Genomic DNA, 12315 nt, shown 5'->3' on the forward strand with positions numbered 1-12315 from the left:
CAGTGGACCGATCGGTGCGCGACACCGAGGGGTCGCACCACAGGCACTACAGGGGTGGGCCCCTCGCGGCCGCTCTCGCCTGCTGCGGCGTCAAGGTTTATTCCCACGGCCGTTCCACGGGATGACATGGAATCGTTCGAATCCGACGACGGACACGTGATCGTCCGTCTCGACCGCGGCGACATGGTCCTCGAGTCGATCGAGCGGGCCTGCGAGGACCACGACGTCGACACCGGTGCCGTCGTCACTGGTATCGGCACGTTCAGCACGCTGAACATCCACTACGTCGATCGGACGGACCTCCCCGAGGACCAGTCCGACCGCAACGTCGACCTCGAACTCGAGGGCGCCTGGGAGGTCACCGACGTCAACGGCGTCATCGCGGACGGCGACCCCCACCTTCACGTGACCGCGTTCGACGGCGACCGGACCGTCGGCGGCCACCTGGAGGAGGGCTGCGAGATCAACGTCCTCGGCGAGATAACGATCCGGAAAATCGACGGGCTCTCCCTGGAGCGGCGGCCGGGCGATCGAAACGTGTCGCAGCTCGCCCGGCGCTGATGGTGCGGTTCGATTCGCTGCGAATCGGCGTGGAGCGGAGTCGGTCGTTTTCGCCCGTCGACGTTACCGATCGCGAACGCAGCGGTAGAGCAGTATCGATCGAGTATGAGACGCCGCCTCGGGTCGCGGACTCACCGTCGCCGCCACCAGATGATGCTGTAGAGTCCCAGTCCGACGAGGATCAGTCCGGATCCCCAGACGGCGAAGATCGCCGCCCAGATCCCCATCAGCTGGCCGTCTCCCGACCCCCACGTGATCCCGTTCAGCACTGCGCCCAGCGCGACGAAGACGGCGCCCGCCGCCGTGAGTCGCAGTAGAACGGAGTCGAAGATCGAATCGAAGACCGTTTCTCGAACCCGAGACGTCGTTTCCGGATCGTTCGCTCGTTGCGTGGAACCCATTACCACGATCTTCGCGTCTCCTGTATAAATTAGTTAGGGTTCGATGGTCCCGCTTCGACCGGCGGGATCGTCGGTGTGCGTGATGGGGATTTTGCCGGAAAACGAAGGTTGGTGTGGAGAACACCGAAACGACTAGTCCGAATGCCGACAGCGCATCGTAACTACGTTGATGGTGAGTGGGTCGAATCGCGTTCCGGAGAGACGTTCGAGGTACTGAACCCCGCGAACACGACCGAGGNAGTGGGTCGAATCGCGTTCCGGAGAGACGTTCGAGGTACTGAACCCCGCGAACACGACCGAGGTCGTCGGCGAGTTCCAGTCGTCGACGTCCGAAGACGCCGAGGAGGCGGTCGAGGCCGCGGTCGCCGCCGAGGACGAGTGGGCGTCGACGCCCGGTCCGGAACGAGGAGCGATCCTCAAGGAAACCGCCCAGATCCTCGAGGACCAGAAGGAGGATCTGACCGAGACGCTGACCCGGGAGGAGGGGAAGACGCTCGGCGAAGCCGGCGGCGAGGTCCAGCGCGCGATCGATATCTTCTACTACTACGCACAGAAGGCCAGCGACCTCGGGGGTACGGTCAAGTCCCCGAGCGGCGAGGACAAAAATCTCTACACGAAGAAAGAGCCGCTGGGCACCGCCGCGCTGATCACGCCGTGGAACTACCCCNGGTCAAGTCCCCGAGCGGCGAGGACAAAAATCTCTACACGAAGAAAGAGCCGCTGGGCACCGCCGCGCTGATCACGCCGTGGAACTACCCCATCGCGATCCCGGCCTGGAAGCTCGCCCCCGCGCTGGCCGCGGGTAATACGGCCGTCCTCAAGCCCGCCTCGGCGGCGCCAACCGTCTCTTGGAAGCTAATCGAGGCGCTCGACGACGCGGGACTGCCCGCCGGCGTCGCGAACTACGTCACCGGCTCCGGGAGCGAAGTCGGCGGCGTGCTGACCGACCACGAGGGCGTCGACGCGGTCTCGTTCACCGGGAGNTCGAGGCGCTCGACGACGCGGGACTGCCCGCCGGCGTCGCGAACTACGTCACCGGCTCCGGGAGCGAAGTCGGCGGCGTGCTGACCGACCACGAGGGCGTCGACGCGGTCTCGTTCACCGGGAGTACGCAGGTCGGGACCGCCGTCGCCCAGGCCGCTGCGGACGACCTCAAACGCGTTCAGTGCGAGATGGGCGGGAAGAACCCGACGGTCGTCATGCCCAGCGCCGACGTCGACGAGGCCGTCGACATCGTCGGTGCCGGCGCGTTCGGGACGACCGGTCAGTCCTGTACCGCGGCCTCCCGCGCGATCGTTCACGAAGACGTCTACGACGAGTTCGTCGCCGCCATCGCCGACTACGCCGAAACCCTCGAGGTCGGGCCGGGCGTGGACGATCCGGACATGGGTCCCCACGTGACCGAGAGCGAACTCGAGGGCACGCTCGAGTACATCGACGTCGCCAAAGACGAGGGCGCGGAACTGGTCGCCGGCGGCGACGCGCTCACCGAGGGCGAGTACGCTGACGGCTACTACGTCGAGCCGACGGTCTTCTCGGACGTGGAAAACGACATGCGCATCGCCCAGGAAGAGGTCTTCGGGCCGGTGCTGGCCGTGTTGAAGGTCAGCAGCTTCGAGGAGGGCCTCGAGCTCGCTAACGACGTCGACTACGGCCTCTCGGCGAGCATCGTCACGGACGATCTCACCGAAGCGAACCAGTTCGTCGAGAACGTCGAGTCGGGCGTCGCGAAGGTCAACGAGAAGACCACCGGCCTCGAGCTCCACGTGCCCTTCGGCGGCTACAAGGATTCCTCGACGAATACCTACCGCGAGCAGGGCGATGCGGGACTTGACTTCTTCACGTCGACGAAGACGGTCTACCTAAACTACTGACCCGNGAGCTCCACGTGCCCTTCGGCGGCTACAAGGATTCCTCGACGAATACCTACCGCGAGCAGGGCGATGCGGGACTTGACTTCTTCACGTCGACGAAGACGGTCTACCTAAACTACTGACCCGCCGTCGACCCCTCCCGTGGCGCGCAGTTCGAGTTCGGTTCTTCTCGGCGATCGACTCGTCGTTCGGTTCGACGCCGGCATCGTTCGGTATCGGTCGATCGGTCGCTCGATTCGGTCGTCTCGGCTCGAGGCGGCGACGTTCTCGATACGACGGCGCCCGTTCACGCGCTGACCGGACCGCTGTCGTGCGATCGGCTCCGCCGGCGATCAGCGGACTGACAGAACGGTACAGAATCACTGACTCTCGTTAGAGAACGAACCGCGTGTTCTAGGGAACGCCCGCGACGAGCGAGACGACCGCGATCCCGCAGTTTCGCGGCTCGAGCCCGATCCTCACTCGTCTTCGAGGTAGGCTGGCGGGACGATCCCGGGCTGGCCGAGTCGGAGCCGGTCGCCGACCTCGATCTCCTCGATGATTCGGGGGTACTCGAAGGTCGTCGCGGCCGCCGAGAGCGCGCCGGTATCGGCCTGGATCGACCGCCAGCGCCGCGAGTGCTCCGGCACCAGCCGATCGATCTCGAGGGCGTTGGCGGCCTCCACGATTTCCTGGGCGTCGTTGTACAGTTTCCGACGCTCGACCTCGCCATCCATCCTGATGCGGCCGCTGGTGCCGTAGGAGAGCATCCCCACGTCGACGTCGAACTCCGCGCCGATCTCGCGGAACGCCTCGCAGGGACGGTTGTCGCCGCCGTGGAAGATCGTCCCCTCCTCGTGTTCGAGCACGTAGGTGACGCTGCCGTCAGCGTCGGGGTCGCGGCCGTCCCGAACGTGAATCGTCAGGTCGCCGACCGCGTAGCTGTCGCCGGGTTCGACGACCGTCTGCTGGTCGTCCACGATCTCGCTCACGTCGTGGTTCTCGTAACACTCGGCCGGCGCGTGGACCGAACCGCCGTGGTCCAGCAGCGGCCCGAACGACGGCGGCCAGAAGTGATCGCGGTGGTCGTGCGTACAGAACACGGCGTCGCAGGCGTCGGCCCACTGCGGCTCCATCGGCACCGGTGGTATCCGGGCGACGTACTCGCGGTCCCGCTCGGTGCTGAAGTAGGGATCGATGTAGACGGCGGTCTCGGGGGTTCTGATCGCCCAGCCGGCCACGCCGAGGAACCACAGCGAGACGCCGTCGACGTCGGCGCCGTTGATCTCCTCGCGGATCCACCACTCGCCCCAGTCGCTGTCGATCGTCATCGAGCCACCCGATACTGCGCGCTGTCGGTTTCGCTCGCACGGTCCATGCGGAACGGATCCCCTCGCGAGAGCCTAAACCTTTCGACGCCGTTCGGGCCGGCACCGTCGCTACTCCGGCGGCGCGTCCCACTCCTCGCCGTCGTCCTGCGGATCGTAGCCGATCCGCGCGCGAGCGTGCTCGAGGTCGTACCAGCGCCGGCGGTTGTCGCTGACGCCGCTGAAGATGTCGAACTCGACGCTGTCGTCCCGCAGACAGCAGTCGATCTGGTGGGCGAAGTCCCGGCGGGACTGCCAGGTCGCCTTCATCCGCGCGACCTGCTCCTCGTACTCGTCGCTGCCGCACTCCCAGTCGCCCTCCTCGACGCCGATTTCGGCGTCGCCGTAGGGGTGGTCGTACTCCTCGCTGCGGACGCTACAGATCCGGAGCGCGTAGAACTGTTTCGGGTACTCGCAGTCCTCGATGTAGTACCGCCCGAGGTCCTCGCCGAAGCTCTTGGAGGCGCCGTAGTAGGAGTCGGGGCGAACGGGGTCGGTGTGATCGATGACGAGGTCGTGATCCCGCTCGTAGATCTCGGGGGCGTTCTCGATCTCGTACATCCCCATTACGTGGTTGGTCGAGCCGAAGATCACGGACTCGACCTCGGCCTCACGGGCGGCCTCGAGGACGTTGTACATGCCAACGATGTTGGGCCGGAAGATGTCGGTCCAGTCGCCGTCGGTGTAGGGGTAGGCCGCAAGGTGGACGACGGCGTCCTGTCCCTCGCAGGCCTCGCGGAGCGTCTCGTAGTCCGCGACGTCGCCGACGACCGTCTCGTACTCGGCGTATGGGCCTTCCTCGCGGTCGGAGCGATTGAAGTAGGTGAACTCGTACCGATCGTCGTCGTGCAAGTGATCGATGATCGCGGTGCCACACCGGCCGTACGAACCGGTCACTAGTACGTCCATACGTCTACCCCTTCCCCGGAGACCATCAAAATATCGGTCGCATGGCGGGATTCACTCGGTGCGAGCGGCCGCCGGTGCGGTTCGCGATCGGCCGTCGGTGCGGGCCGCGCTCACTCCATCAGGACGGTCACCGGTCCGTCGAAGTTCAGCAGAACGCGCTGGGCGAGGTCGCCGAAGATCGCCTTCCCGGTCGGCGAGCGCTTCTGGCCGACGAGGAACGCGTGATCGCAGGCCAGCCGCTCGGCCGCTGAGAGGATCTCGTCGTCGAGGTCGCCCTCCTCGGTGATGATCGTCTCGATCCGAACGTCGATGTTCGGGTCGACGTCGCTGAGGACGTCCGTGCTGAATTCCTCGGCGAACTTCCGGGTCATCGCCGTCGCGTCGGTCTCCTCGAATTTGGTCCCCTCCATCCGCTCGACCCACTCGATCGCGTCGTTTCCCTCCTCGGCCGCTTCGGGCGTCGTCCACGCCAGCACGACCAGTTCCGCGTTCCCGTTCTTGGCGAACTCGCCGGCTTCGGCGAGGAGTCGTCTGTGAGCCTCGGTGTCGTCGATAACGACGAGCGCACGTTGCATACCACGCACCTCGTCCGGCAGTCTGATAAAGCTACCTCCGATCGGGGCCCACGGAACACTCGCGAAACGGCGTTTGCTCCGCTCTCAGTCGTCCGCTTCGGCCGCCTCCGCTTCCTCGCCGTCGCCGGTCTGGGACGCCCAGAGATCGGCGTACGCGCCGCCATCCTCGACCAGTTCCCGATGGGTGCCGGTCTCGATCACGTCGCCGTCTTCCATGACGACGATGCGATCCGCGTTCCGGATCGTCGACAGGCGGTGGGCGATGACGAACGCGGTCCGATCCGCCGTGAGTTCGTCGAGGTTGCGCTGGATGAGGTTCTCGGTCTCCGTGTCGACGTCGCTGGTCGCCTCGTCGAGGACGATGATATCGGGATCGTTGAGGACCGTCCGCGCGATCGAGACGCGCTGGCGCTGGCCGCCGGAGAGCTTGACTCCGCGTTCGCCGACCATCGTGTCGTACCCCTCCGGGAGCTCCGTGATGAACCGGTGGGCGCCGGCGGCCATCGCCGCGTTCCGGATTCGCGCCTCGACGTCCTCAGGTACCTCGCCGGGATCTGCCTCGAGAACGGTCTTGAACGCCTCGCCGTCGCCGTACGCGATGTTCTCGCGGATCGTCCCGGAGAACATGTACGGGTCCTGCTCGACGACGCCGATCCGGTCGCGGAGCGTCTGCAGCGAGTACGTCCGGACGTCGTCGCCGTCGATTCGCACCGTGCCCGAATCGACGTCGTAGAACCGCATCGGGAGCTTCAGGAGCGTCGACTTGCCGGAGCCGCTGGTCCCCGCGAAGCCGATCGTCTCGCCGGCCTCGACCTCGAGGTCGATCCCCTCGAGAATTCGTTCGCCGCCGTCCGAGTAGCTGAACGTGACGTCCTCGAAGGCGACGTCGCCGTCGAGAGAGACCGGATCGGTCCCGTCCGTCGGCGACTGGATGTCGGCCTCGTAGCCCAGCACGCCGAAGACGCGCTCGGCGCTGGATTTGGCCTTCTGGTAGTTGTTCGCGGTCTTGCCGATCCGGGTCATCGGGCCGTCGAGCTGCTGGAGGTAGACGAAGAAGGCGACGAACGCGCCGGTCGACAGCCCGCCGGCGGTGATCGCGTCCCGGCCGCCGACGATGAGGATCGTGACGAACATCGCTCCGACGATCAGGCGCAGGGACGCGAAGAACGCCTTTCGGACCGTGATCGCGTCGATCTTCTCGTCGCGGTAGCCGCGACTCTGCTCGGCGACCCGCCGGTTCTCGACCTCGTAGCGGTCGAACGACTTCACGATCGCCGCGCCGCCGAGGTTGTTCGCCAGCCGCGTGTTCAGTCGCGCGACGAGTTCGCGGATGCGCTTGTACTTGGGTTCGATCCAGATGATGAACTTGGCCGTCACGAGCGCGATGATCGGGACCGGGAGTAACACCAGGGCGGCGAGCCGCGGCGCCGTGTACAGCATGTAGCCGCCGACGAGCGTGAGGATCATCACCGCCTCCGTGATCTGGCGGATCTCGACGTTGAAAAAGTCTTCCAGACGGTTGATATCGCTGTTCAGGATCGACATCATCCCGCCGGTCTGGTGGTTGTTGAAGAAATCCAGCGAGAGCCGCTGCATGTGGTCGTAGGTATCCAGACGGAGATCGTGTTGCAGCCGCTGGGCGGTCGTCTGGAAGAAGTACCGGGAGCAGTAGTGGCTGACCGCCTGCACGAGGTAGGCGATTACCGTGAGCCCGCCGAGGTAGTACAGGAGGTTCAGCCGCTGGTCGACCCGCTCCGCCGGCACCGGTTCGGACGGAACGAGCCCGACGACGGCGAGGATCCCGTCTCCTGTCCCCGACTGCGTGACGACCAGATCGATCGCGGCCGCGATCATCAGCGCCGGGAACAGCCGCGCCGCGCGGTTGATCATCGTCGAAACGACGCCGACGGCCAGCGGCACCCAGTAGGGGAGGGCATACCGGAAGGCGTCCAGCATCGGGTTCCCGTCGACCTCGTCCCGAATGTCCTCGAAGCTTCCGTGTGCGTCTGATGAATCCATGCGTTGGTGGCCTCACGCTCCAGTTCCCGGTCAAATAAGGGGCCGTGAAACGGAAACGTTCGCTCCCTTCACGCATATTGTCGTATCGGCGAGAGTAGAGCTTCGAGAGTCGAGGACGGACGCCGGGTCTGCGGCCTCCGTCAGCGACGATCCGCCGCTACCGGCTCCGGCTCAGTCGGCGCGGTAGCGCTCCAGCGCGTCCCGATCGATCTCGATCCCCAGCCCCGGCTCCTGCGGGACGTCGATCGTGCCGCCGGCGGGATCGAACGGCGTCTCGAGCAACTCGCTGCGCATCGGGTTTTCGCTGCGGTCGAACTCGATCAGCATCGGTTCGGGGACGTTGCGCGTGTGAGGGTAGTTCGAGATGCTGGCGGCGAACTGCACCGCGGCGGCCATGCCGACGGCGCTGTTCCAGATGTGGGGTCTGACGGCGACGTTCTCGGTCGAGGCCATGCCGGCGATCAACCGCGCCTCCGAGAGGCCGCCACAGCGGCCCAGGTTCGGCTGGGCGATGTCGACCGTCCGGTCGTCGATCAGTTCCTTGAACTCGAACCGGCCGTAGTGGGCCTCGCCGGCGGCGATCGGGATATCGATCTTCCCACGCAGTTCGCGGTAGCCCGACGCGTTTTCCGGCGGGACGGGCTCTTCGATCCAGGTCACGTCGTACTCCTCGATGGCCCGCGCGGACTTGACGGCCTGGTGGGGCCGGTAGTTGCCGTTCATGTCGACCATCAGGTCGGCGTCGTCGCCCAGGATCTCCCGCGCCGTGCGCACGCGCTCGGCGTCGGACTCGGGGTCGGCACCGATCTTGATCTTCGCGGCGGTAAAGCCCTCCTCGACGGCCTCGCGAATCGGCTCCTCGATCGGCCGGTCGGCCTCGGTGTAGTACATCGTCGAGGCGTAGGGCGTCAGCTCCTCACAGCGCGTGCCGCCGAGCAGCCGGTGGACCGGCCGGCCGACGCTCTGCCCGATGATGTCCCAGCACGCGACGTCGATCGCGCTGACGGCGCTCTGGACGACGACGTCGCCGCCGAAGTGGTACGGATCGGTGTAGGAGTTCTCGGCGAGCGATTCGACCTCGAAGGGGTCCATGCCGACGACGTCGTCGGCGAACATCGTCTCGATCGTCGCGGTCGCCATCGGTCCCGGGGCGAACGCCTCGCCCCAGCCGACGGTCCCGCCGTCGGTCTCGAGGCGCACCAGCGTCGTCCCGCGGTCGGTTCCGAACCCTCTCGCGTCGCCGAGCCCCGCTCCGTCGGGCAACGAGTGTGCGAGCGGAATCGCCTGAACGTCCGTGATCTCCATAGCGAATCCGACAGACTCGCGTCCAATATAGCTTGCGCTGCCTCGAGCGTCCGGCGACGGAGCCGCCGGAGCGACTCGAGGGGCGGGGATACATTTATCACCGCAGTTCGTCGTAGTACCGACCACGACATGCCCAGAGCTAGCCTTAGCGAGCGCTTCCAGGACGTCGCCTTCACCACCGCCGTCCCGTTCGGCGACGACGGATCGGACGTGCTGGTCGACGCCCTCGCGGACAACCTCGCGAAACAGTACGATGCCGGCGCGCGCCTGTTTATCCCCTGTGGCAACACCGGCGAGTACTACTCGCTGACCGACGAGGAGCGGATCGAGATCGTCGAGACCCACGTCGAGGCGACCGGCGACGAGGCGACGATCGCCGGCGGCGTCGCCGGAAGTCTCGCGGAGGTGAAACGACTCGCCGACGCCTACGAGGACGCCGGGGCGGACGCGATCATGGTGATGCACCCCGACCACACCTACCTGCACCGGCGCGGGCTGGCGAACTACTACCACCGGATCTGCGACGCGACCGACCTCGGCGTCGTCATCTACAAGCGCGGCCCGGAGGTCCCCCGCGAGGTCCTCGTCGACCTCTCCGAGCGCGAGAACGTGGTCGCGGTGAAGTTCGCGGTCAACGACATCAAGGAGTTCTCCCAGACCGTCGCCGACGCTCCGGGTGAGGTCACGTGGGTCAACGGTATCGCCGAGCGATACGCACTTTCCTTCGCCATCGAAGGGGCGGAGGGATACACTACCGGTCTCGGTAACTTCGCGCCGGAGGCAACGCTGGCGCTGTTCGACGCCGTCGAGGACGAGAACTGGGAGCGAGCCCGATCGATCCAGCGGCTGCTCCGTCCGATCGAGGACCTCCGCGAGGAGCCCGGCGAGGGCAACGCGCTCTCCGGCGCGAACAACGTCTCCGTCGTCAAACGCGGGATGGACCTCGCCGGCTACACGGGCGGTTCCCTTCGCGATCCGCTGGTCGACCTCTCCGCGGACGACGCGTCGCGTCTCGAGGAGCACTACGAAACCCTGCAGTCGGCGCCGCTGCTGGAAGCGGCCTGAGAACGGGGGTGCAGCGATAGCCGACGGCCGGCCCCCTCCGAGAAAAGCGTCATTCCGCGGCTTACTCGTCGTCGTAGTGGAACTCCGTCCACGGCCCGTCGACGAACGGGTACTCCTCGAGGACGTCGAGGTCGACGTCGACGCCGAGTCCGGGGCCGTCGGGGACCGTCAGGTGCCCGTCCTCGATGGCCGGCTGGCCCTCGATGATGTCGTAGGCGAGTTCGAACGGGTACATGCCGGGATCGATCTCCGCGTCCGGGAGCGCCGGATCCTCCTCGAAGACGGGGTACTCGAGCAGTCGCACGTCCGGCGCCGCGGCGACGAGGTGGGCGTTGGCCTGCAGTCCGAGCCAGGTGCCGAAGTTGTGCGGGACGAATTCGACGTCGCGGCCGTCGCAGTACTCGATGGCGCCCCGGCAGCCGGTAAAGCCCTCGTGGTGGCGCACGTCGCCCTGCAGGAAGTCGACCGCGCCGGTCTCGCCGAGTTCGACCAGTCCGGCCGGCGACTCCTCGCTCTCCCCGCCGGCCAGCGGCGCGCCGGTTTCGGCGAGTTCGACGTACCCCGCGTGGTCGTCTGGCTCGACCGGCTCCTCGATCCAGTAGGCGCCCCGCTCGGCGGCGTGTGCGACCAGTTCGCGGACGGTGTCGCGGCCGTAGGCCTCGCCGAGCTTCCACCACGTGTGGACGTCGAGCATGATCTCGATGTCGTCGACCGCGTCGGCGAGCAGGTCGACCGTCCGCCGGTCACCGTCGGGCCCGATCCCGGGTCGGTACTTGTAGCCGAAGAAGCCCAGCTCCTCGAGCGCCTCGGCCTGTTCGACGTATCCCTCCGGCTCCATGTACATCCCGGCGCTGGCGTACAGCGGTAGCTCGGTCGTCGGCTCGGTGCCGTACTCGTCGGCCAGCAGTTCGTAGATCGGCGCGCCGAGTTCCTTTCCGCGGATGTCGTACAGCGCGACGTCGACGGCCGAAATCGCCTCCGTCCGGAGGTGGGCCGGCAGATTCGTCTCGCCGATCAGCTCGTGAGCGTCGGTGATCTCGTCGATCGACTCGCCCTCGAGCGCGCCGGCGACGGACTCCTCGACGACGTCGGCGAACGTCCCCTGCGAGTCGCCCTCGAAGTACTCGCGCATCGCGGAACTGCTCGCGCCCGCCGTCGCGAACCCGTGTTGCCCGTCTCGGGTCTCCACGACGACGAGGACGACGTCCCGTTTGCGAAGGCGTCGGACGCCGCCGTGAAACGGCCGTTCCTGTACCGGATCGATCGGTGAGGACAGAGCGTACCCGCTGACGTTAGCGATATCCATATCCGCCCTATTTTCACCCGACCGTATAAATCATCCGAGTGACTGACATGGAGTCTCGGTCGTGGAGACGACGGGAATCGGTTCCGACGCCTCGGTGCGTGACATCGTCCGAGTACCGACCGCCGCTACTGGGCCATCGTACGGAGGTGATCGGTCGATGGACGCCTCTCCGCGGAACCTGTTATTGAGATCACGAGAAGAGCGGATTTTGTTCCCGCCACGGGAACTGGGGAGTCGTTCGGACGGATTCCGTCGAACGAAAGGTACACCGTTCGGATCGCCGCCAGCGAGGTCAGCCGAACCGCTGAAAGCGGTCGAACCGGCGAATTTCGGGGGATTTGAGCCATTCGCGAACAACGAACGCGCCACTGGAAGTCTCCCGCAACGGTCGTCAAGTTTCGGATCGGAACGCCGAGTTATCCGCGGTGCAGACCCGTTTTACCCTCGTGAGCGACGCTTCCAAGGGGTCGATGCCGACCTGCGAGAAATAGCCCTGTTCGAGATTTCCCTGCTGCGAATCGACCGGTCTCGGGCATCGTGAGCCGTTTCGATCCGGTTTTCGTCGATGGAACCGTCCCTCTGTCGATCGACTGGGCCGCGGTATCGATTCACACACTATATATTTACATCCATACTGTTGTAATTCTACCTTACAGCCATACGGCTGTAACTTTCCCGAATGGGGAACGGATACGCCACGAGCAAACGGTGAAACTGTCCTCGAGGCGCTCCCTCGTCACCGGGACGAGCCGAACGTTTTTACTGGCTAATAGTGTCTTTCCAACCGAACGTGCTGAAAGACGAATTTCGAGACCTCAAGGAACAGATTTCGGGTGGGATCATCCCCACGACGGCGAACCCGTGGACGCCCGACTACGAACTGGCCAAAGACAACCTCCGCTGACACGTCGACGATCTTGTTTCCGTCGACGGCATCGAAGCGGTCATCGCCAA

At 65.8% G+C, this 12315-nt stretch carries 9 protein-coding genes and 1 pseudogene; 3 read left to right on the plus strand and 7 right to left on the minus strand.

Annotation, left to right across the window (positions count from 1 at the left end; genetic code table 11):
- Positions 1-126: 126 nt before the first annotated feature.
- Positions 127-561, plus strand: a complete 435-nt coding sequence (locus C477_RS16520; RefSeq protein WP_008895670.1) for a PPC domain-containing DNA-binding protein — start codon at positions 127-129, stop codon at positions 559-561.
- 131 nt (positions 562-692) lie between these two features.
- Here C477_RS16520 and C477_RS16525 read toward each other — a convergent pair whose 3' ends face one another.
- On the minus strand, positions 693-962 hold the full coding sequence (locus tag C477_RS16525; protein WP_008895671.1) for a hypothetical protein: 270 nt from the start codon (positions 960-962) through the stop codon (positions 693-695).
- Positions 963-1203: 241 nt separating this feature from the next.
- On the opposite strand from C477_RS16525, the pseudogene C477_RS24945 reads away from it, so the two are divergent.
- Positions 1204-2836 (plus strand): annotated as a pseudogene (locus C477_RS24945) (aldehyde dehydrogenase family protein); the annotation flags it as partial.
- A gap of 458 nt (positions 2837-3294) precedes the next feature.
- Here the strand turns inward: C477_RS24945 and C477_RS16540 are convergent.
- The 5 genes from C477_RS16540 to C477_RS16560 form a co-directional block, all read right to left on the minus strand.
- Positions 3295-4146, minus strand: a complete 852-nt coding sequence (locus tag C477_RS16540) for an MBL fold metallo-hydrolase (protein WP_008895674.1) — start codon at positions 4144-4146, stop codon at positions 3295-3297.
- A 108-nt stretch (positions 4147-4254) separates the two neighbouring features.
- Positions 4255-5091, minus strand: coding sequence for an NAD-dependent epimerase/dehydratase family protein (locus C477_RS16545; protein WP_049914616.1), 837 nt, complete (start codon positions 5089-5091; stop codon positions 4255-4257).
- A gap of 110 nt (positions 5092-5201) precedes the next feature.
- On the minus strand, positions 5202-5666 hold the full coding sequence (locus C477_RS16550) for a universal stress protein (protein WP_008895676.1): 465 nt from the start codon (positions 5664-5666) through the stop codon (positions 5202-5204).
- Between the two features lie 84 nt (positions 5667-5750).
- Positions 5751-7685, minus strand: coding sequence for an ABC transporter ATP-binding protein (locus tag C477_RS16555; RefSeq protein ID WP_008895677.1), 1935 nt, complete (start codon positions 7683-7685; stop codon positions 5751-5753).
- A gap of 171 nt (positions 7686-7856) precedes the next feature.
- Complete coding sequence (locus C477_RS16560) at positions 7857-8990, minus strand: mandelate racemase/muconate lactonizing enzyme family protein (protein WP_008895678.1); 1134 nt, start codon at positions 8988-8990, stop codon at positions 7857-7859.
- 129 nt (positions 8991-9119) lie between these two features.
- Between C477_RS16560 and C477_RS16565 the strand changes: the two genes are divergently transcribed.
- A complete protein-coding gene (locus C477_RS16565) occupies positions 9120-10055 on the plus strand; it encodes a dihydrodipicolinate synthase family protein (protein ID WP_008895679.1) in 936 nt (311 codons plus the stop codon).
- Between the two features lie 61 nt (positions 10056-10116).
- On the opposite strand, the gene C477_RS16570 is transcribed toward C477_RS16565, so the two are convergent.
- Positions 10117-11361 (minus strand): mandelate racemase/muconate lactonizing enzyme family protein, encoded by a 1245-nt coding sequence (locus C477_RS16570; RefSeq protein ID WP_008895680.1) that lies wholly within the window; start codon positions 11359-11361, stop codon positions 10117-10119.
- Between the last annotated feature and the right edge of the window lie 954 nt (positions 11362-12315).

The sequence above is a fragment of the Haloterrigena salina JCM 13891 genome (genome assembly GCF_000337495.1).
GTDB lineage: Archaea > Halobacteriota > Halobacteria > Halobacteriales > Natrialbaceae > Haloterrigena > Haloterrigena salina.

Excerpts from the sequence above, each read along its gene's own strand:
- C477_RS16520 (WP_008895670.1), top strand. The coding sequence starts at position 127 with ATGGAATCGTTCGAATCCGACGACGGACACGTGATCGTCCGTCTCGAC.
- C477_RS16525 (WP_008895671.1), bottom strand. The coding sequence starts at position 962 with ATGGGTTCCACGCAACGAGCGAACGATCCGGAAACGACGTCTCGGGTT.
- C477_RS16540 (WP_008895674.1), bottom strand. The coding sequence starts at position 4,146 with ATGACGATCGACAGCGACTGGGGCGAGTGGTGGATCCGCGAGGAGATC.
- C477_RS16545 (WP_049914616.1), bottom strand. The coding sequence starts at position 5,091 with ATGGACGTACTAGTGACCGGTTCGTACGGCCGGTGTGGCACCGCGATC.
- C477_RS16550 (WP_008895676.1), bottom strand. The coding sequence starts at position 5,666 with ATGCAACGTGCGCTCGTCGTTATCGACGACACCGAGGCTCACAGACGA.
- C477_RS16555 (WP_008895677.1), bottom strand. The coding sequence starts at position 7,685 with ATGGATTCATCAGACGCACACGGAAGCTTCGAGGACATTCGGGACGAG.
- C477_RS16560 (WP_008895678.1), bottom strand. The coding sequence starts at position 8,990 with ATGGAGATCACGGACGTTCAGGCGATTCCGCTCGCACACTCGTTGCCC.
- C477_RS16565 (WP_008895679.1), top strand. The coding sequence starts at position 9,120 with ATGCCCAGAGCTAGCCTTAGCGAGCGCTTCCAGGACGTCGCCTTCACC.
- C477_RS16570 (WP_008895680.1), bottom strand. The coding sequence starts at position 11,361 with ATGGATATCGCTAACGTCAGCGGGTACGCTCTGTCCTCACCGATCGAT.